Origin of the sequence: Gemmobacter nectariphilus DSM 15620 (assembly GCF_000429765.1) — a bacterium.
Classification (GTDB): Bacteria; Pseudomonadota; Alphaproteobacteria; order Rhodobacterales; family Rhodobacteraceae; genus Wagnerdoeblera; species Wagnerdoeblera nectariphila.
Map to the genome: position 1 here is coordinate 1 of NZ_AUCM01000030.1, position 19,790 is coordinate 19,790.

A 19,790-nucleotide genomic window follows, 5' to 3' on the forward strand; every position below is an offset into this window, starting at 1 on the left:
AGCCATCGAGGATCTGGACGTCGTAGCTTTCCAGCTCCTCGGCCAGCGGCACCTCGACCTGTTCCCATGCGTCGGCCACAAGCGCCCGGGACCGCCGCGTCCAACGGATAGTCAGATCGCCCGGGCTGCGTGCCGTGCGCCACGGCTGTTCGACGTGGACCGGCGCGAACGGGACAAGGCCGCGCCCGGTCGGGGTGAAGCCCAGCGCAGCATAGCTCGCGTCGCTGACGGTGCGCGCGGCCGGACCCACCCGCCAGTTCCACGGCAGGCCAAGGTCGGCTTCGGCGATGGGCAAATAGGCCAGCGTCGCATCTAGCACGACCACCCGTGTCCCGGCCGGGGCCGGGTTGCCCATCGCGTATTCCGTTCCGCGCTGGCCACGCAGCAGACGGGTCAGGCGGTAGCGGCCGGGGGCGATCAATTCGGCCGCGCCCGCCTGGACGATTTCCCAAAGGCCCGCCGCTGTCTCGACGGCTACCGCATTGGCTCCGCCGAACAGCGCGACATCCGTTACGCTTTCCAGCGTTCCAGACAGCATATCGACCAGCAACGCGTTGCCCAGATCGAAGCGCGACGTCGGCCCGGGAAAGAAGTCGAAGGCCAGTGTCCCGATCCGGGCACGACTGCCGAAGGTCGTCAGCAAGGCGAACCCATCTGTCGAGGCGCTGCGGAAAACGGCGATCTCGCCGGGCCAGGGGCTGGCATGCGCGGCGATCAGGGGGCGATGGGCGGGCTGATCCTCACTGATCTGCGGCAGGTCCAGCATGACCACTTCCGGCGTGCCGAAGACGACGGGACTCGCCAGTGAGGCCGGGCGGGGATCGCCGGGCGGCAGATCATAGGCGGCACGATCCTGACGCACCGCCTCGATCCCGCGCGCCTCGGCATCGGCGACCGAGACGAGGCGGAACTCGATCTCCCGGCCATCATGCGCCAGCCGGATCACGTCGGCCGGATCGAGGGCGAGCCGCGAGGGCGGCAGGCGGAAGGTGGCGCTTTCCCGGCCGATCCAGGCCTCCATCAGCGCGCGGCGGCAGCGGCGTTCGGCTTCCTCGGGCGGGATCGCCATCGGGAAGGACTCGGATGCGATGCGCGTCGTGTCGACGGTGATGCGGCGGGCCTCGACGAGGGCCGCGTCATAGTCTTCGTCCGCGCGCGCGACCTGCCACTTCAGCGCTTGCGGCAGTTCGGTCTCCTGACCACGGGTCAGTTCGAATGCCTCGCCTTCACGGCTGGCGACCAGATCATCCACCGTCAGGGTGAGGCAGGATGCCCGGCCGCGCATCACGAAACGGATCACCCCCTCGGTCTCGATGGCATCGAAGCCGAAGTGTCGGGCCAGCGTGGAAATCGACGCGCGAGGGCTTTCCAGCGCCCCGATCACATAGCCCTCGACCGCGCCCCAGAGGCCGGTGACGTCGATCAGGCTTTCCGCAAGCCCGGCGCGCAGGCAGAGGTGCCGCACGAGGGCCGCCAGCGACACCGCACCGAGCCGTCCGGTCAGCCAGTGTCCCAGCCGCCAGTTCGGCCCGTCCGTCCAGACGCCGGTCAACTCGGGGAAGAACGGATAGGGCCGCGCGTCCCAGGTCCATGCGGCGCATTCGGGGACATGCACCATCCGGCCGCCGTAGACGGATGAGGTCGGATTGTTCGCGGCCTGACCCCACCAGAGATAGCTCGCCTCCAGATATGCACGCTGGATCGCGTCGTCGCGCCAGTCGCGGGAGAAATACGGGGTGAAGCTCTCGGACGACTTCGGGTCGAAGAAGACGTTCGGCTGGTTCGCGCCCCGGTCGATGGCGGGGCACCCAAGTTCCGTGAACCACACGGGCTTCGATTGCGGCACCCATACGGTCGGCGTGCCGCTCTCGATCCCGCCCGGGCGGTTGAAATGCGGGTTCGACCACCAGGCGCGCAGATCCTTGTAGCGGAACACCCACGGCTTGCCCGCGGTGCCATCGGTGATCGGCGTCCGGATCTGGGCCGACCGGTCGGCGGCGCTGGCATAGAACCAGTCGAAGCCTTCGCCACCGGCGATGTTGGACTGCAGGTAGCCGCGATCATGGATCGCGGGCCAGCCCTCGAGCGCATCGACATGGTCGAACCCGTCGCGCCAGTCGGAGAGCGGCATGTAATTGTCGATGCCGATGAAATCGATGTTGGCATCCGACCAGAGCGGGTCGAGGTGGAAATAGACATCGCCGCTGCCATCGCCCGGTTGATGCCCAAAATACTCCGACCAGTCCGAGGCGTAGCCGACCTTGGTGCCCGGCCCGAGGATCGACTTCACATCCGCCGCCAGCGCCTTGAACGCGGTGACGGCCGGATAGGCGCTGGCGCTGGAGCGGATCGTGGTCAGACCGCGCATCTCGGTCCCGATCAGGAAGGCATCGACCCCGCCCGCCACAGCGCAGAGTTGGGCGTAGTGCAGGATCATCCGGCGCAGGCCCCAGTCACCCGATGGGCCGGTCCAGCTGACGCTGTCGCCCGATACCGCGAACTGTGCCGGGGTGGCTGCGCCGAAGAAGGCCGAGACCTGCGTCGCGGCAGCGGCGGTCTTGTCCGCGGTCCCGGCAAAGCCTGCCGCCGGAGAACAGGTGATCCGGCCCCGCCAGGGGAAGCTGGGCTGACCCGGAGTGGCGGCGTTGTTCGAATAGGGGTTCGGCAGGGTATTGCCGGGCGGGACGTCCATCAGCAGGAAGGGGTAGAAGGTGACGCGCAACCCGCGCGCCTTCATCTCGCGGATCGCCTGCACCACCGCGAAATCCGCAGGCGTGCCGCCATAGACCGGCCGGTCCTCGACGTCGCGACTGACGAGATGGGCTGCAGCGCGGGAAACCCCGTTGACCGCCCACACCTTCGGGCTGGTGACCTTGGTCGAAACCTCCACGCCGGGCTTGATCGTGCAGTTGCCCGCGCGCAGATCGTTGCCGAACCAGGCGACGACCAGGCTGACGCTCTCGACGGCCGGGGCCATGGCCTGCAGACGGTCCAGCGCCACGACGATGTCGACCTCATCGGGCAGCGCGTTGAGGTTCTCGGCCGAGGTTGTGCCGCCCGTGGTCTGACCAAAGATGGTGGTTGTGGCGCCCACGGTCTTCCGGACAGCCTCGGTCGCATAGGTGAACTCGCCCGAGGCGGGGATCATGGTGACGGCCTTGACCAGCCCCTCGGCCGTGTCGGGATCCGCGAGCGGCCGGAACACCTCGAAGCTGAGCTGCGGCAGGCGGTTGCCATAGGTGGAAAGCGGCAGTTCCTCGAAGACGACATAGGCCGTGCCGCGATAGGCGGGCGTATTGGTCGACCCCATCTTCGCCGAAATGAATGGGTCGGCTGTCTGCGCCTCGTCGCCTCGATACCAGCGCCAGGTGATGCCGGTCATGTCGAGCGGCTTTCCGTCGGCCCAGATGCGGCCCATGCCGGTGATCGGCCCCTCGCAGAGCGCCACGGCGAAGCTGGCGTAGTAGAGGTATTCGGTGGTCTGGACCCTCCCGCCGCCGCCACCCTTGCCGCCGCCCTGTGTCGTGGTCTTCGTCTCTTCACGGAAATCGGTCGCCCAGATGATGTTGCCGCCGATGCGCATGCGACCGTAAAGGCGCGGGATGATGGCCCCCTCGGTCGCGGAGGTGATCCGCAGGCTGTCGAGCCGCTGACCCTCGATCTTCTGGGCGGGCGCCAGCGAGGACACGATCCAGCTGTCGACGACCGATCCGATGGTCGAACCGATGAAGCCACCGATGGCGGCCCCGGAGAAGCCGAGGATCGCGCCGCCAAAGGCTCCGCCAATGGCGGAACCGACGGCACCGAGGACAAGGGTCGCCATTGCGGAAACTCAGGGTTCGAAGGGTTGGGACGTCAGCGTGCGGGAAAGAGGAAGGCGAAGGCGACGCGCCGCCGCCATGCAGGTGTCATCGCTTCCTCGATCACGCCGAGGCGTTCATAGGCGTGGAGGAAGGTGTCGAGGCTGGTGAGGATGCCGACATGCTTCGCGATGGCGCGCGGCATCATGCGGAACAGGACCAGCGCGCCGGGTGGGGCGTCGACTGCAGCGATCTCGGGCATCATCGCCCGCGCCCCGTATGCCAGCACCTCCCTCGGCCCAGTCTCGCCCCAATCCCGGCTGTAGGGCGGGATCGGGAACGGCTCCGGGCCGATGACTTCGCGCCAGACGCCACGCGCGAGGCCGAGGCAATCGCAACCGACCCCGCGCAGGCTGGCCTGGTCGTGATAGGGCGTGCCGAGCCAGGATCGGGCAGCGGCGATGACAAGAGCGGGATCGGCCGTCAGGGCTGTCGCGGTCACAGGACCGCCCCCTCGTGGCCGCCGTCCTTCGTCGCATAGCGCAGGACTGCGTCTTGCCCCGGGATGTGCGGGAACCCACGGAAGTTGGCTATGTTGGCGAACTTCCCGCTGCAGGTCGCGATCCGCTTGTCGCAGCCCGCCCGGACCACGAAGGTATCCGTCGTCACGATCGGGCGCACCGGGGCTTCCAGCAGGGTCAGGATCGCCACCCCATCGACGAGGTCATGCGACAGCACCTCGACCCGCCGCTCGACGTTCGCGCCACTGGTCCATTCGACCAGCCCGAAGGCGAACCAGCCCGCCGCGAAGCTGCCGAGGCCGGAGGCGGTGAAGGCGCGGTCGCGCAGCACATCGATGACCGCGCCGGTCCCTTTGAAGGCCGATGCCTCGAGATTCATGCCGCAACGCACATCGCCCAGCGCGGCATCGCAATTGGCCTGAAACGTCCGTCCCACGGTCTGGCCAAGGACATGGGCCAGCGACCGCACCTCCGCCACGAAGGCCAGTCGCCCGCGCCGGATCTGGCCGATGGCCCCGCAGCGCAGCAGCACGCGCTGTGCCGGGCTGGCCCAGTTCACCCGCCAGACCTCGACTTCCGCATTGTCCCACCGGCCGTCGAGGATGTCGGTCTCGGTGATCCGGTCCGACGACAGCACACCTTGCGCATCCTGCGCATCGACGGAAAGGTCGGAGCCGGATCGCACCTCTGACGCGGTCAGCCCGCTTTCCGGTTCGAACTCGGTGCCGTCAAAGGTGAGGGTCCGGTCATGGTCGGTGAAGCCGAAGGTCATGCCATCGGCGCGGGTGATGCGCCAGCACCAGGCGAGGGTCGTGGCGCCTTCGTCGAGATGGGCTTGCACCGCGGGCGGAAGGGATTTCACTTCCGCCCCCAGCCGCGCAGCAGGGCCACGGAGGCCAGGAGCGAAGACACGACACCTCCGGTCGCGCCGGTCAGGGCATAGAGATTGAAGGGGCGAATATCGAGCGTGCCGGTTGCGAGGTCGAAATCTGCCAGCCCTGCCACAGCGAGGCCGGAGGCGGCAAGGCAGGCCAGATAGACGAGGCCACGTGCGAGGGTCCAGTTCATGGTCATGCTCCGATCAGGGTCTTGAGGAAGGTGAAAATGCGGGTGGTCAGGCTCGGCGCCGCCTGCACGGGCGCGGTGCTGGTGGCGGCCGTGGAAGGGGCAGGTGACATAGGGGTTGAGGGTGGATTGAGCAGCGGGCGCAGCAGTGCCAGCGCCTCGGTCTCGCTGAGCCGCCGGATCGGCCGCGAGAAATCGACCCGGCCGTTGCGGTCGACCGACCAGACCGGAATGGTGCCGGTCGGGTAGCGGCCCTTAGCGAAGAGATCGCGCTCGGTCTCGCGTCGGGACCGGATGGCCGCAGGGCGCAGCCAGCCCATGAATGCCGCAGCCGCTGCTACCCGGTCGCCCGCGTTCAGGTGCCGTGTCAGCAAGGCCTTCGCGATGCCGCCGGTGTTGTAATGGAAGGAGACCAGCGCATCGAATTCGTGGGGTTCCAGCGGCACCTTCACGGTGCGCAACACCTCGACCTCGTAAGTGGCGAGATCGGCACGGAAGAGCCGGAACGCCTCGCGGATCCCGGCATCGAGATCGGCGGGCATCCCGCGTGTCATCCGCGCCGGATCGGGTGGCCCGGCCGCGGCCGTATGACCGATGCCGAAGGTCCAGACGTCCTTCACGTCGAGATAGGGTCCGGGCACGACGCCTTCGTGCCGGATCAGGGCCAAGAGCCCACGATCAGAGGTTTGCATGGGATTACCCGAGGGTTGAGAGGAAAAAGATCAGGAAGGCGACGGCGAGGCCGATGCGCAGCCGGTGGGCAAAGGCCTGTCCGGGGTCGGCAGGATCGCAGCGCAGCGAGCGGGCAAGGCGAAGGATCTCATGCATCGGCGTCATCCTTCCCGACCCGGCGGAGCCTCGCGAGGATCAGTTCGATGAAGGCCGCCCCGAAGACGCCGACCAGGTAGGCGGCCGAGCCGACCGCCCCGCCCGCGGCGACGGCACCATCAGGCAGACCGAGCCATTCCGCCACGATCACGATGGAGAAACTGCCCATCCCTGCGGCGATCAACCCGCCGAGCAGGACATGGCGCAGGGCTTCGCGCAGCGCCATCCGGGTGGTCAGGGCATTGGTGGCACCGCCCAGCGCGCCCCAGAAGGCCAGCATCAGCGCCGTCGAGGCAGCGATCTCGCGCCAAAGGTGGGACCAGAAGGATTCGTCGTTCATGTGCGGAGTTCCACGAGGGGGATCGAGTTGATCGACCCGAGACGTTCGAGATCGAGGGTGACGTCGAGGACGTCGGTGTCGAACCGGACGGGGACGTCGAATTCGAAGCCTGCGGTGATGGCCATGCCAGCGGCGGGCGCCGTGGTGAAGGTGATCAGGCCCGTCACGGTCGAGACCGACCAGCCGGAGGCTTGGGGTGTGCCGTTGAGGGCGATGGTCACGCTTCCCGCGACGGGCTTGGTGATGGCCCGCGTCCAGGACTGCGCGCCGGAGGTGTAGCGTTTGGTGAGTGGGAACTGGGTCGTCGCGCCGTTACCGGTGCCGATGGGCTGGTTGGTCGGGCTCGGAGTTTGGGACGGAAGGCAGGACTTGAAGTCGGCCCAGTCCTTGAAGCGGAAGCCGTGGAGACGGCCGTTGCGGGCCTCGAAGAAGGCGACGACCGCCGCCAGATCGTCGGCGCGGCGGATGCCATAGGCAACGTCGTAGCGGCGGCGCGAGTTTGCCCAGCTGGCGTTGCGTTCCTCGGCGCCCGAGGCAAGCTCGACGATCTGCGTGCGCCGTTCGGGACCACCGCGCGCCCCGCGGCTGATGTTGTCCGGAAAGCGGACCTCGTGGAAGGCCATCACATCCCCCTCCGACCCAGCGACACGGCACGGGCGATGTCGCTCGCGATCTGCGTGCGGGATTGGCGGAAGCTGTCGGCATCCCGCGCGTTGATCGTGACGTTGACGGTCGAGGCGCCCGCCTGGCCGTACCCTGCCGCTTCCTGGCGCGAGAGAACCCGCTCGCCGCGCTGCAGGATCGCGGGGACCTCGTCAGGCCGCAGCCCGGCCCAGCCACCGTTGTGCATGCGGGGCGCGCCCGCGAAGGCCAGCGCCGGGACCATGCGTCCGGGACCAGGGGCGCCGACCATGCCGCCCCCATGCAGGATATTGGCAAAGATCCCACCCGCCCCGCCCAGCGCGCCGGAAAGGGCATTGGCGATCGGACCGAGGATGAAGCGCCGAGCCGCGAACTTGGCGAGATCGGCGATCATCGACGTGACCAGATCCCGGAAGTCGAGCTTTCCGGTCTTCACGAAGTCGCCGATGGCGTTCTCGGCCGAAGTGAAGGCCCCGACCAACGCGCTGCCGATGTCCCCACCGATGTCGCGCGCCTTGCCGGCATAGTCGGCGAGCGCGGCGGTGACAGCCTGCCAGCCGGTGAGGGCGGTGTCCGCGCCTTGCGCCGCAGCCGTCCCTGCGTCGCGTGCAGCGCCGCCAGCGCCATCTGCGGCGGTGGCGGTGTCGTTCAGCCCGGAAGTCAGGGCATCGGCAGAAGCGGCCGCATCCGCCAGCGCGGTTTCTGCTTCGGTCCCCGTGCCGGTCACCGCATCCTTCAGCGCCTGCCAGCTGGCGAGCGGCCGACCGGCGGCATCGGCGAGCATCCCGGCCGCCTCGCGATAGCCGTCGGCCCGGGCGCGGGCATCGTCAGCCATGGCCCCGAGCCCGAGATCGGGTGGTTCCAGATAGGTCCGCGACAGCGCGGCCGAGAAGGCATCCGCGGCTGCGGCACCGGCTGCGGTCGCGGCCCCTTCAAAGGGATTGCCGATACGCCCCAGTTCCACCGGATCGAGGATGCCGATCCGCACGCCACCTTCGCCCGTGGCCCACTCTGGCAGCAAGGCCAGCGCCGTGTTCAGGGTCTCGATGAAGCTGTTGATACGGGTGACGACACCGTTCAACATCGCCTCGACGCCGGAGATCAGCCCGTTCGCGGCCTGAAACGCGAAGTCTCCGATGGCCCCCGGCAGCCTGCCCCAGATGGCGACGGCCGCGTCATAGGCCCCCTGGAAGATCGCGGCTGTCCGGTCGCCGAAGCTGACGACGCCCGCAATGGTGCCCTCGAGAGCCGAGAGACCCGCTGCCTTCAGGCCCTCCCATCCGGCCGCCATGCGGGCGAGTGCGGCGTCCAGCGACAGGCCGATGCGGGACCAGACCTCGCGCGCCAGATCGCCGAGCAGGCGGAAGGCTTCGCCCACACCGCCGACCCGGGCCACCAGCTGCGAGAACTGATAGACCAGCTCGCCCGCGCCGACGATCAAGGCGCCAATGCCGGTGCGGATCAGGGCACCGCGCAAGAAGACCAGGGTTGTCGCGAGGCCGCGCACGGAGAGGGCTGCAGCGGCGAGCCCTGCGACCCAGCGCCCGGCCATGACAGCGGCGAAGGTCGCGGCATAGGAGGCAAGTCGGCCGAGGTTGCCGATCAGCCCGTCGATGGCCGACCGCAGGATGCCACCGTCTGACGCGAGGGCGACGAAGGCATTGGCCAGCGCTTCGATGGTCGGGGCTACGGCGACGGCGATGCGGTTGCGCAGACCATCAAAGACCAGCGACACAGTGCCGAGTGCGAGTTGCGTGCGGCGTAGGGCTTCGAGGGCGTCGCTGTCCAGCACAGCACCGAGTTCGTAAGCCTGGTCGCCAAGCCGCGCCATCTCGGCTCCGCCGTTCCGCAGAAGCGGCAGCAGGCGGGTCGCGTCCGAGGCCATGGCCTCGAGATAGAAGGTCATTTCCTGCTGGCTGAGACCGGCGCGTTCCAACGTGTCGACGTAAAGTTGCAGTGCCTCAGGGCCGGAAAGGCGGGCGAACTGGTCGGCCGTGACGCCCACGCGCGGGGCGACGTTCTCGAAGAAATCCGCCATCGGCCCGCCGCCGGTCTGCAGGAAATCCCCCACCCGGTCGTTCACGTCCTTCAGGATGTCGGCCAGCTTCTCCTGCTCGATGCCCACCGTCCTCGCGCCAGCCGACCAGCGCTGCAACGCCTCGGGCGTCGCATTGGCGACCTGTGCGAACTGCCGGATCTGGGCAGCACTCTCGGTGGTGGAGCGGACGATCAGGCCGAGCGAGGCCGTGGCAGCGGCAGCAGCGGCCCCGAGGGCAAGCCCCGCCCGGCGTGCGAAAGCGGCCAGCCGGGTGTTGGCCAGTTCCATTTCGCGCGATAGGCGGCCGAAGCCCTTCGCCCCAGCCTCGCCCACGCCCTCCAGTTCGGCGCGCACGCGTCGTCCGCCCTCCGCCACGAGGCGGACGGAGACCTTCTTCTCAGCCATTCCGGCGTCCTTCCATCTGCTCGTTCAGTTTGCGCACCATCACCGCCTCGATTTCGGGCAGCAGTTCGGCGGTGATCAGGGCGTTGACGCCCAGCGCCTCTGCCAGTGAAAGCGCGGCGCCCATGTCCCATCCGATGACGGCCCCCGGTGCGATGCGCAGCTGGCCACCGAGGCGCTGGGTCAGGTCCCAGACCTGCCAGCCCTCGACGGTTTGCGGCCGGTTCAGTCTTGCGGGGCAGTCGGGGCAGGGGCCTGCGCAGGCCGCGCAGTAGCCGTCGCCCCCGCCGAAGGACCAGTCGGCGAGGGCGCGGAGACGTTTTTTTCCTGATCCAGCATCAGGCCGCGGGCGACATATTGCGCCTGGAAGGCCTCGAAGACTGGCCAGATTTCGAGAAGGGCGTCGATCCCGGCCGGGCTGACGGGCACGAGGTTGCCGTCATCGTCGCCGACGCCTTCCCATTCCAGCACCGCGCGGCGGGCGACGGCCTTGGCCATGGCCAGCGCCATGTCCTCCTGGCTGGAGGTTTCTGACAGGCCATCGATGGCGGGATCGGCCCGGGCCGAGACCATCAGCGCCGTGGTCAGGGGCGCCACCAGGACGCGCAGGCCGGGCAGGAGGTCCAGCCATTCGGGCCGGTTCGACAGGTTCAGACGGATCATGATCAGTATCCCGTGACGGTGTTGACGAGGACGGCGGTGCACATGCGGGCGGGGCTGGTGGCTTTGGCGGCCTGCCAGTCGAAACTGGCCTGGATGCCCTGCGGCCCGGGGATCTCGATCCGCGGGACAGGCAGGTAGACGGCGTGGGCCGTGAAGGTGAGGCTGGCGTTCGCGCCAAGGCTGTAGGCGAACTCCAGCTCGCAAGGCGTGCCGTCGATGGCTTGTGTGACGAGGGCGCTATCGGCGAAGCGCACCTCGATCCTGCCGGTCAGTGCGGCCATGCCGGGATCGGCGCCCTCGATCTTTCCGTCGTTGCGGATGGTCTCGATCCGGTCGAGGCCGTTGGCATAGGTGATCTCGGCCGAGACCACATTGCCCAAGGCGGTGCCGTTGCGCTTCACCACCCCGTTGAAATGGCCGAAGCGCTGCAGGCCCAGCGCGGTCGGCGTGCCTGTGGCCGTGGTTGCAGCGATGGCCTCGCCCTGCGCGATCAGCCGTGCGGTGGCGGTCAGCAGCCCTGACCGGCTCATCTGCCACGAAAGCTGGTCCATGACGCAGCCCGCATACATCGCGAACCGCGGCACTTCGGGCATGGCGACTTCGATGGCCATGGAAGGCAGGGACCAGTTGCCCGACTGGAAAGTGTGGGTCTTCGGCGTGGTCCCCGTGGTGGTCGGGGCGCCGAAAGCCGCCTTCAGCCAGAAGCCGAAGGCCTCCACATCGATCGGCACCACCACCTCGCCATCGGCGGTGACCGCGTCCTTGATGGGGGCCAGGGGATCGCGGCCGTAGCCCAGCAGTTCCGAGTTCAGCAGGGGCTGTTCCGCGCCGAGCGTGGTGCGGGCAAAGGGCATCAGCCGATAGCCGCTGGCGGGCGGGGTGCCGTAAACCGTCTCGAACGCAAGCGCCATTTGCGCCCGCGCGCCGTGTGCGCGTGCCATGGGGGTCTCCTATGTGGGGGATGTCAGGCCAGGGGGCCGGTGGTGGTATAGTGCAGGACGACAGTGATCACCGCCGCCTTCAGGGCCGCGGCGCCCTCGACCGGCAGGTCGACCGAGGCCGGGGCTTCGGCTTCGACCCAGTCGCAAAGGCCGCCCAGCGTCCGGTCGGCCTCCAGCGCCGCGCCGATGGCGGCGTTCAGGTCATCAAAGGCACTGGCCCGGCCGCTGCCCGCCTGGACGACAACCTCCAGCTCGGCCCGGTGCTGGTAGTGGTAGCGCAGCGGCGACAGCGTCACATCCGGCTCGCCCGGCTGGCCATCGCGCAGGATTATCAGCCCGGCCGCCGGGATCCGCTCTGGCAGCACCTCGTCACGCAGGATGAGGGCGGCAAGCGGCTGCAGCCGCGCATGCAGCGCGGCGAGGACAGTCTCGCGGGTGGTGGGCATCTCTTGTTCCGGGGTTCCGGGACAAGCCCGGGTCAGTGTTCCCCGCCGCCTTTCGGCAGGGGCAGGTTCGCCAGTCGTCGCGGCAGGTCAGCGCGGCTGTGCAAGAAATCGATGATGATCACCTGCTTGATGTCCTCAACGAACACCACGAAATGCTGGCCTGCCCGCGCAAAACGCAGATCCTCGGGCAGGTTGGGGTCGATCAGCTGGCGGCAGGTTTGGGAAAGGGCGGTTCCTTCGGCGATCCCTCGACAGGTCGCGATCAGGTCGTCTTCATATGCGGCCGCCTGTCTCGGCCCGAAGGTCTCGATGGTCCAGCGCGCAATGTCGGTCAGCGCGCTTTCCGCCCGCCTGGTCAGGCGCCAGGGTTTCGGCATCAGGATCTGTCACGTGCCGTGGCAAAAGCCCGACGGATGGCATCCTCGCCACTTCCCTCGGCCAGATCCCCGCGCCGGGCCTGCTCCAGCCCGGCCGTCAAACGGCCGCGCAACGCGCCAAGTTCCGCCTCTTCGCGTTCGAGAAGGCGCAGCCCGGCACGCAACGCTTCGGATGCGTTCTGATACCGACCGGATGCCACCAGGCGGTCGACAAGGTCGGATTGCGTTTCGGTCAGGACAACGTTTCTGGTGGCCATGGGACTCTCACTGAGGTTTATTGGCAATATATGCCAATCCGGCAGGCGTGTCGACGGTCCCTTTCAGAACCTGCTCTCCACCCATCCCGCCACGATCCGCCCCGGCACGGCGTCGATGGCCCGCTCGGCATCCCGCGCCAGATCGAGCCGCTTGGGCAGCTTGACCTGCGGCACGAGGAGGAAGATCGGCACGGTGGTCAGCCCGCGGCCGGTCTTCGCGCGGGAGGCCACCGCGCGTCCCTTGCTGTTCAGCCGTCCCTCGGCCACCAGCAGGCTTGGGCCGCGGCGGCGAAAGACGAACCGCAGCCGCAGCCCCGTGCGGCGTTCCCATTCGCCGGGGGTGATGCGGCCGCCGCGGGTGGATTTGCCTGCGGCCGGAGTTGGGATAGCCAGCCAGAAGCCATTGTGCGACCTGATCAGCGGCCCCGTGTCATGCGCGCCGACGATCACCGGGGCGTTCGACCAGACCAGCGCCGCGGCGTTCAGGCTCTCGCCACCCTTGGGATAGGTTGCGAGGCGGATCGAGTTGCCGAGCCGGGTGCCAAGCCCCGCGCCCGTGATCTGGCCGCGCCAGGCGGATTTCAGGCCCGCGCCCGCCTCGCGCATCGCGGTCGTGACGGCCCTTTTACCGGCAGCGATTTCCGCCTGCATCATCGCGACGATGTCGGGATCGATTTCGAGCTTCAGTTTCATCGTGTCACGCCGGGCGCAGGTCCAGCGTCCAGATCAGCCGTTCCCGGTCGCGCAGCGGTTCCCCCTGGATGATATGGCTATCGGTGCCGATGACGATCAGATCGCCCGGCCGAGGGGCGGGCAGGTCGACCACGCGCACGTCCACCACCATGGTGTCGCTGACGAACCGGCCCGCGCCGAAGTCGGTCACGCGATCCGGGGCGCGGCGAATGATGCGGATCTGGCGTTCCTCTGAGGTGGTGGCCGAGATCCAGAGGGCCGGGGCCGCCATTGACGCATGGCTGAAGATGCGGTCCATGGCGGCGGCAAAGACGGACATGACGATTGCGGCCCGGCGTCAGTTCGAGGTGTGCAGGCGGATCGCAAGCCGCGGCCGCTTGTTCACCGGCAGGATCGAGGCCTCGGTCATCACGTCGATCCAGCGGCCCTTCTCGTCCAGATGCTGGCGGGCGTAGAGAGGCAGGCCGATGGTGTTGGCGGTTTCCAGGAGGTTCGCGGGGCCGCCATAGGTGGTGAAGGTGTCCATCGTGCCGAGCGGGAAGGCGATGCCTTCGTTCGCCGGGACCAGCCGTTCGGTGGCCTTGGTCGAGAGGGTAACGGTGCCGGAATACTCCTCGAAGAGGATGCCGCCGAAGGGGAAGTTGCGGCGGACATCTTCGCGCAGGGGCTGGGCGCCGGTCGAGGCGTAGAACTTGTAGGCTTCCTCGGTCTTGGGATGCGCGATCAGCTTGTCGAAGAACTCGCGGCTGACCAGCGCATGGACCGACGTCATCGCCTCGCCGAGGAGGTTGTCCTCGATGGCGCGCAGCACTTCGCGCACCTTGCCCTGCACGTTGGTGCCCGCGGTGCCGAGCACGAAGTCGACAGAGATCTGCGTCAGGCCGAATTCGGTGAAGTAGTTGTAGAGGGTCGTCCCGGCCCCATCCTTCACGATGCCGCGCAGCGCGTTCATCTCCATGTATTCCCGGGTCTGGGCATGCTTGCGGCGCATCAACAAGAGCTTGCGGTTCATCACCTCGACCAGGGGATCGGCCGCGTCGAATGCGCCGCCCAGCGCGGGCTGGCCCTGAATGTCGGCGGGCAGGATCACGTCGTCATGTGGGATCCACGGCAGGGCAAACGACCGCATGGACCGGCCCTCGCGGGTGCCGACTGTGGCGGGGCCGCCGAGGGGAACGGAGGGCAGGAGGCTGAGGACGCCTTCGTATTGCTCGATGATGACCGAGCGCTGGCTGACGCCTTCAAAGCGGAAGAGGCCGATCTGGGCGAGGCGGGTGTAGAGGTTGGGCAGGATGTTGATGGCCTGCGTCATCTCGGCCAGCGAATAGCCGCCAGCGTCGAAGGGATTGCGGACGAGGGTCAAGGGGATGCTCCGGGGGATGAGGGGATGGGCGCGGTCGGGTGGGCGGCGTCAGACGCCGTCGCGGGCGATGATGCCGACAGAGCCCAGCTGGGTGATCTTGGCGGCGATCTTGGTGCCGTCATCGACGGTGGCGCCGTAGGCGAGGGCGGCGCGCGAGACGATGGCGGGGCCGCGGACCAGCACGATGCCGATGGCATCGGCCAGCGTCGCGTCAACGGCATAGAGCAGGACGGCCGTGGCGACCTGCGAGCCGTCGGCTCCGGTCGCGGGCGACAGGGTAAACTTGCCGCTGGCCGTGATTTTCCCGAGCACCGAGCCGACGGGATAGGGCATGCCCGCGAGCAGCGTCACCACCTCGCGGGTGTAGTTCGGGTTGACCTCGTATTTGAGGACATCGCCCATGCTGGGCGGTTCCGTCAGGACGGGCATGGTTCAGTCTCCAGGATGTCAGGGGATGGGATGCGCCTGGATCAGCGCGAGGCGGCGGCCGATTTCTTCGCGGCCGCCACGATGGGGCTTTCCTTCGCCCCGGGTGCCGGAGCGGTGGCGATGATGCCCGCGGCATCGCTGCGCGCGGCGAGATCGGCCAGCAACTTGGCGCGCAGCGCTTCCGGCTTCACGCCCTTGGTGACTGCGTCTGCGGCATCGATCTGGATGCCAAGGCGAGCCGCCTGCGCGCAGACCTGAGCGACCTCGGCCGCCTCCGCCCGGATCGCTTCGGGCGACATGGCGGCCGCTGTGGTTTGCGGCGGCGCGACTGCCGCGGGCGGGGCCGGTTCCGGCGGGGTGCTGGCGGCGGGCGCAGTTGCAGGCTGCGCATGGTCTTCTGGGGCGGTGGTCATCATCGGGCCCTTTCCCTTGGGGTTGGATTTGAGGGTGGTTGTGCCGCTGGGTGCGGCGGCGAAAGCGCGGAAGGCGGTGACGGGATCGGCCACCTCGTCGGCAAGACCGGCGAAGACGGCCGCCTCACCGCGGAACACAGAGGCTTCGGTGCCCAGCGCCCGTAGGGTGTCCAGGCGACGGCCGCGCCCTGCGGCGACGGTTTCGGCGAAGAGCTGCCGCAGGTCCTCCAACTCGCCCGCGATCCGGTCGCGGACTGCCTCGGGCAGGGGCTGGTAAGGGTTCGCATCAACCTTGCGCGCGCCTGCATGGATCAGCGTGACGGCGATGCCCTTCTGGTCGAGCGCCCCGCTCATGTCGCTGTGCATGGCGACGACACCGATGCTGCCGACGGCCCCGGTGCGGGGCAGGATGATCCGGTCGGCCTGGGAGGCCAGCGCATAGGCGGCCGAGAGGGCGTGATCGGCGACGAAGGCATGGACGGGTTTGACCTGACGCGCCGCGCGGATGCGGTCGGCGAGGTCGAAGGCCCCCGCGACCTCGCCGCCGAAGCTGTCGATGTCGAGTGCAATGCCACGTATCGCAGGGTCGGCAAGGGCCGCCTGCAGCTGGGCCGCGATCCCTTCATAGGAAGTGAGCCCCGAGGATTGGCCGATCCAGGCCCCGCGATGCACCAGCGTGCCTGCGATCTCGATGACGGCGATCCCTTCGACGACGGCGAAGGGCTGACTGCCATTCCGTGCTTGGCGGTTGGTCAGGTCGTCGCCGAAGAGCGACGCCCGGGCGGGCTGGGTGGCCGTGTGATGGTCCTCGGCCGCGACGTCCAGGCCCTCAATCTGGATCTCCCGCCCGGTGATCCGCGGCCCAAGCCCGGTGAGGATGGCCAGCGCCTTGGCGGGATCGACCATCAAGGGCGTGTTGAAGACGCGCTGGGCGATCTGGGTGTGGTGCATCATTCGTCCTCCGCGGGCGGGGGTTCCCGGTCCTCACCCTCGTCGTTCTCTCGCTGGTCCTGCTTGTCAGGGTCCGTTTCGCCGCCCTGATCCGCGCTACTGCCACCGGCCGCCTGCGCCGGTGACCCCGGCCGCCGGAAGTCCAGTCCCAACTCCGCCTCGCGCTTGCGTTCGGCCGCGATTTCGCGGTCAACCTGTTCGGCGTCGTAGCCGCGTTCGGCAATGGCCTGCGTACGGGATTTGAGACCCGCCTCGATCTGCAGAATCTCTGCCGCGGCATCCTTGGCCGGGTCGATCCAGTCCCATTTGGTGGGCAGCCAGTCGCAGGCGAGGTATTGCCGCCGCTCCGTGTCATAGCCCGGCAGGTCGATGGCGCCTGCCAGCACGGCCATATCCATCCAGCGCGTCCAGACCGCCCGGCAGAGCTGATAGACCATCACCGAATGCTGGAAGGCCGAGATGCGGCGGCGGAAATCGACGAGCGCGATCCGCGTATTCGAGAAGTTGCCCTTCGCCGTGTCGCCGGTCAGATAGCCATAGGGCACGCCCAGCGCCGCGCCGATCTGCAGGAGCGTGCGGTACTGGAAGGGTTCGTAGGTGGACCCGGAATCCGGCGTCGATGGCGTGGTGACATCTTCGCCCGGATCCAGCCGCACCACCTGGCCCGGTTCCACCTCCAGATCGTCCTCGACCGGGTCGAGGGCGGTTTCCGGGGCGGGCGAGGTGATGAACATCGCGAACATCGCCGCGGTCTTCTTCCGCTCCAGTTCGGCGTCGTCGTAGAGGTCGAGGGTGAACAGCTTCACCACGGCCGCCGCAAAGCGCGACACGCCGCGCAACTGGCCCGCCTCGACGGGGTCGAGGATGTGGATCACCTCGGAGGCGGGCACGCGCACCGTTTCACCCGCCAGCCCCGGATCGGTCATGTCGCCCGGATGGCGGCGGAGGAAGTGATAGGCCACGCGCCGCCCGATCCCGTCGAATTCGATGCCTTGCCGGATCGACCCCGCACCGGGCAGCAGGCGGGTCATGTCCTGGGGCAGCATTTCCGAGGGCAGCATCTGCAGCTGCATCGGCACGGTCAGCCCGTCTTCCGGCCGCCGGGCGCGGATGCGCAGGAAGACTTCGCCCGCGAGGAACACCTCCCGCGCGGCCCGACGCTGGAGGCCGAAGAAGTCCGTCAGCCCCTCGGCATCGGCCTCGTCGGTCCAGTCGAGCCAGAGTTTCTGCAGCTCTTCCTTCTTCGCTGCATCCGCGATCTTCGACGAGGGCTTGATCCCGTCGCCGACAACATGGTTGGCGAAGGCATCGACGGCGTTCGCGGCATATCCGTTGTTGCGCGCCAGCCAGCGGGCGCGGGCGGTGATGGTTTCCCCCGAGGCCGCGATCAGCGTGTTCACATGCGCCCGGGTGGCGCGGAACCCGCGCATGCGGCGATGCGACTGTGCGGCGTCGAACCCGCCGATGATGGATCCGAGCCGCGCGCGGAAGGCATCGAACACCATCGTCACAGCCCCTTCGTGGCCACGGTGCCCCAGCGGCGACGGCGAGGCATGGCGGCGGCCACCGCGATACGTGCTTCCAGATCGCGGATCGCCGTGGCCAGTTCGGCATCCGAGCCATAGGTCACGGTCTTGCCGTCATAGCTGACGCTGCGCAGCCCGGCGAAGCGGGCTTCCTGCAGCGCAGTCAGCAGGGCCTGCATGCGTTCCAGGTCCATCAGTCCCTCATGAAGTTCGGGGTGTAGGCCCGCCGTTTCCGGCGTGGCGTGGTCAGGGTTCCGGCCTTGGGCTGGGCCGGGTCGTTTGTGGTTTCGGCCGCCACGGCCGCGGGCATGCGCGTTTCCACGCCAGCCTGTGCCTCGAGCCGCCGCCAGGTCGCCTCGTCCCATCGGTCAGCACCGAGGATCCACGCCGCGGCGCGGGCGTAGACCCGGCAGTCCAGCGCCTCGTTCCGCTCGCGCATCTTCTGCCATTCCTGATGGGCATAGCCGCGCTTGTTGCGGATCGTGACCAGCTGCTCGGCCACCAGCTGCTTCAGCCATTCGGTGTCAGCCCAGCCTGGGATGTGCACTGTCCCCGGCGCATCGAGGACGCCCATCGCCCGGTCTTCGTCCGAGGGGCGTTCGATCCGCAGGAACCGGTAGGTTTCCGCCTTGAACGTTGCCGTGGCCACCGACCAGAGCCGCGCCCCGCGGCGGAGCCGTTTGCCACCGATGGTCGCATCTACGAAGGTCGGGCCGGAGACCGGCGCCGAGCGGTTGAAGCCCTCAAGCCCCTTCAAGGGCGCCACCTGTTCGAACCCGACCTTTCGCGACCAGGCATAGATGGCCGCGGCCTCGTAGCCGGTGTCGATGCCCAGCCGCGCCACGGTCATGAAGGCGCCGTTGGAATGTTGCCACGACCGGCCGAGCAGGGACGTCAGCTTGTCCCAGGCGGCGGGGTCGTCAGGGCCGCCCGGGATGACGATGTGATCGATGAGCCAGGACTCAAGGCCACGGCCCCAGGCCCAGATGTCGACCTCGATCCGGTCCCTCTGCACATCGGCCCCGGCGGTCAGGAACAGAGCGGCCATCGGCACAGTGCCCGGCTTCCACGCCTCGCGCCTATCCGCCAGCCGTTGCCATTCCGGCGCATCGCCGCTTTCGACCCATGTTTCGCCCAAGAGCGTGTTGCGCGCCGCGCGCAGCGTCTCGTCCGAGCCTTGGGCCGCCAGCCACTCCCGCGCGATGTCGGACCAGCTTTTCCACCCGAGCGGCGAATAGAGCGCCGAGAGGTGAAAGCCGATGGCCTTCGGATCCCTGGAAACCGCCGTCGCCCTCCATTCGCCGCGGGCCAGCATCTCGGTCTTGTGGTGCTCGGCGATGGGGCGTTCGCAGCCCTCGCAGTGATATGCGGCGGTTTCCGGCTTTCCCTTCGCCCAGCGCAGGCGGTCGAATTGCAGCCATTGCATGGTGCCGCAGTGCGGGCAGGGCACGAAGTAACGCCGCTGGTCCGATGCCTCGAACTCGCGCTCGATGCGCGACAGCCCCCGGATCGTGGGGGTCGAGACCATGAACACCTTGCGCCGGTGCGAGAAGGTCGTGGTCCGCGCTTCGGCCAGCGTGACCGGATCGCCTTCCTCGTCGGCCGAGGCGGGATAGGCGTCGACCTCGTCGAGGAAGACGTAGCGCGCTGGCATCGACCGCAAGCCGGTCGCCGAGTTGGCCCCGGTCAGGACCAGGATGCCGCCGGGAAATTCCTTCGACAACATCGAATTGCCCGCGTCCCGCGACCTGGCCGGGTTCACCCGTGTTGAACGGCTTGCAATAAGGACCCCGCTTCTGGGGTGATCGGCGTCCAAAAGGGACCCCACCGACCGGGGGTTGGGTCCATTGTGCCTTCGATGATTATCGGAGGCCGAGCACGGGATGCTGATCGTGGAGACAATAGCAAAAATCAGGCGGCTACATTTCACCGAGGGCAAGGGGATCAAGACGATCTGCCGTGACCTGAAGCTGTCGAAGAAGGTGGTGCGGAAGGTGATCCGCACCGGGATTACCGAGTTCACCTATACCCGGACGGTGCAGCCGCGCCCGAAGCTGGGTGCCTGGCTGGGGGAACTCAACCGGCTGCTGGAGGT

22 protein-coding genes and 2 pseudogenes are annotated in these 19,790 nt (G+C 68.3%); 1 reads left to right on the plus strand and 23 read right to left on the minus strand.

The window, feature by feature from the left end; translation table 11 throughout:
* The 23 genes and pseudogenes from G481_RS0117325 to G481_RS24415 all read right to left on the minus strand — a co-directional run.
* Positions 1-3,823 (minus strand): baseplate multidomain protein megatron (locus G481_RS0117325; protein WP_028031127.1); only part of this gene is annotated, 3,823 nt, incomplete at its 3' end.
* A gap of 32 nt (positions 3,824-3,855) precedes the next feature.
* On the minus strand, positions 3,856-4,302 hold the full coding sequence (locus G481_RS0117330; RefSeq protein WP_028031128.1) for an NlpC/P60 family protein: 447 nt from the start codon (positions 4,300-4,302) through the stop codon (positions 3,856-3,858).
* The gene (locus G481_RS0117335; RefSeq protein WP_028031129.1) at positions 4,299-5,183 is read right to left on the minus strand and encodes a DUF2163 domain-containing protein; all 885 of its coding nucleotides are present in this window, start codon (positions 5,181-5,183) and stop codon (positions 4,299-4,301) included. The genes G481_RS0117330 and G481_RS0117335 overlap by 4 nt, the downstream gene beginning before the upstream one ends.
* Positions 5,180-5,389 carry a hypothetical protein gene (locus tag G481_RS0117340; protein ID WP_068766065.1) on the minus strand — a complete coding sequence of 70 codons (210 nt, stop codon included), beginning with the start codon at positions 5,387-5,389 and terminating at the stop codon, positions 5,180-5,182. The genes G481_RS0117335 and G481_RS0117340 overlap by 4 nt, the downstream gene beginning before the upstream one ends.
* 2 nt (positions 5,390-5,391) lie before the next feature.
* Positions 5,392-6,078, minus strand: a complete 687-nt coding sequence (locus G481_RS25245; protein WP_084451075.1) for a lysozyme — start codon at positions 6,076-6,078, stop codon at positions 5,392-5,394.
* A gap of 4 nt (positions 6,079-6,082) precedes the next feature.
* Entirely contained in the window at positions 6,083-6,214 is a 132-nt protein-coding gene (locus G481_RS26900; RefSeq protein ID WP_269429090.1) for a hypothetical protein, read from the minus strand.
* A complete protein-coding gene (locus tag G481_RS0117355) occupies positions 6,207-6,554 on the minus strand; it encodes a hypothetical protein (RefSeq protein WP_028031131.1) in 348 nt (115 codons plus the stop codon). The genes G481_RS26900 and G481_RS0117355 overlap by 8 nt, the downstream gene beginning before the upstream one ends.
* On the minus strand, positions 6,551-7,177 hold the full coding sequence (locus tag G481_RS0117360) for a DUF2460 domain-containing protein (protein WP_028031132.1): 627 nt from the start codon (positions 7,175-7,177) through the stop codon (positions 6,551-6,553). Before G481_RS0117360 ends, G481_RS0117355 begins: the two co-directional genes overlap by 4 nt.
* A complete protein-coding gene (locus G481_RS0117365) occupies positions 7,177-9,639 on the minus strand; it encodes a phage tail tape measure C-terminal domain-containing protein (protein ID WP_028031133.1) in 2,463 nt (820 codons plus the stop codon). The genes G481_RS0117360 and G481_RS0117365 overlap by 1 nt, the downstream gene beginning before the upstream one ends.
* The gene (locus G481_RS27020; protein ID WP_425402479.1) at positions 9,632-9,865 is read right to left on the minus strand and encodes a DUF7697 family protein; all 234 of its coding nucleotides are present in this window, start codon (positions 9,863-9,865) and stop codon (positions 9,632-9,634) included. The genes G481_RS0117365 and G481_RS27020 overlap by 8 nt, the downstream gene beginning before the upstream one ends.
* On the minus strand, positions 9,862-10,299 hold the full coding sequence (locus G481_RS0117375) for a hypothetical protein (RefSeq protein WP_028031134.1): 438 nt from the start codon (positions 10,297-10,299) through the stop codon (positions 9,862-9,864). Before G481_RS0117375 ends, G481_RS27020 begins: the two co-directional genes overlap by 4 nt.
* 2 nt (positions 10,300-10,301) lie before the next feature.
* Entirely contained in the window at positions 10,302-11,240 is a 939-nt protein-coding gene (locus G481_RS0117380; RefSeq protein WP_028031135.1) for a phage tail tube protein, read from the minus strand.
* 23 nt (positions 11,241-11,263) lie between these two features.
* Positions 11,264-11,686, minus strand: coding sequence for a hypothetical protein (locus tag G481_RS0117385; RefSeq protein ID WP_028031136.1), 423 nt, complete (start codon positions 11,684-11,686; stop codon positions 11,264-11,266).
* 32 nt (positions 11,687-11,718) lie between these two features.
* Complete coding sequence (locus tag G481_RS0117390; protein ID WP_028031137.1) at positions 11,719-12,063, minus strand: type II toxin-antitoxin system RelE/ParE family toxin; 345 nt, start codon at positions 12,061-12,063, stop codon at positions 11,719-11,721.
* The gene (locus G481_RS0117395) at positions 12,063-12,320 is read right to left on the minus strand and encodes a type II toxin-antitoxin system ParD family antitoxin (protein ID WP_028031138.1); all 258 of its coding nucleotides are present in this window, start codon (positions 12,318-12,320) and stop codon (positions 12,063-12,065) included. Before G481_RS0117395 ends, G481_RS0117390 begins: the two co-directional genes overlap by 1 nt.
* A 63-nt stretch (positions 12,321-12,383) precedes the next feature.
* Positions 12,384-13,013, minus strand: coding sequence for a DUF6441 family protein (locus tag G481_RS0117400; protein WP_028031139.1), 630 nt, complete (start codon positions 13,011-13,013; stop codon positions 12,384-12,386).
* Between the two features lie 4 nt (positions 13,014-13,017).
* Entirely contained in the window at positions 13,018-13,332 is a 315-nt protein-coding gene (locus G481_RS0117405) for a head-tail joining protein (protein ID WP_028031140.1), read from the minus strand.
* A gap of 18 nt (positions 13,333-13,350) precedes the next feature.
* Positions 13,351-14,376, minus strand: a complete 1,026-nt coding sequence (locus G481_RS0117410) for a major capsid protein (protein WP_028031141.1) — start codon at positions 14,374-14,376, stop codon at positions 13,351-13,353.
* A gap of 48 nt (positions 14,377-14,424) precedes the next feature.
* Positions 14,425-14,805 (minus strand): head decoration protein, encoded by a 381-nt coding sequence (locus G481_RS0117415; RefSeq protein WP_028031142.1) that lies wholly within the window; start codon positions 14,803-14,805, stop codon positions 14,425-14,427.
* A 41-nt stretch (positions 14,806-14,846) separates the two neighbouring features.
* Entirely contained in the window at positions 14,847-16,169 is a 1,323-nt protein-coding gene (locus G481_RS0117420; protein ID WP_028031143.1) for a S49 family peptidase, read from the minus strand.
* Positions 16,169-17,674, minus strand: a complete 1,506-nt coding sequence (locus G481_RS0117425; RefSeq protein WP_028031144.1) for a phage portal protein — start codon at positions 17,672-17,674, stop codon at positions 16,169-16,171. The genes G481_RS0117420 and G481_RS0117425 overlap by 1 nt, the downstream gene beginning before the upstream one ends.
* A gap of 2 nt (positions 17,675-17,676) precedes the next feature.
* Positions 17,677-17,889, minus strand: coding sequence for a phage head-tail joining protein (locus tag G481_RS0117430; protein ID WP_028031145.1), 213 nt, complete (start codon positions 17,887-17,889; stop codon positions 17,677-17,679).
* Positions 17,889-19,460 (minus strand): annotated as a pseudogene (locus tag G481_RS24415) (phage terminase large subunit family protein); the annotation flags it as partial. The gene G481_RS0117430 and the pseudogene G481_RS24415, both read right to left, overlap by 1 nt.
* A 118-nt stretch (positions 19,461-19,578) precedes the next feature.
* On the opposite strand from G481_RS24415, the pseudogene G481_RS0117440 reads away from it, so the two are divergent.
* Positions 19,579-19,790 (plus strand): annotated as a pseudogene (locus G481_RS0117440) (IS21 family transposase); the annotation flags it as partial.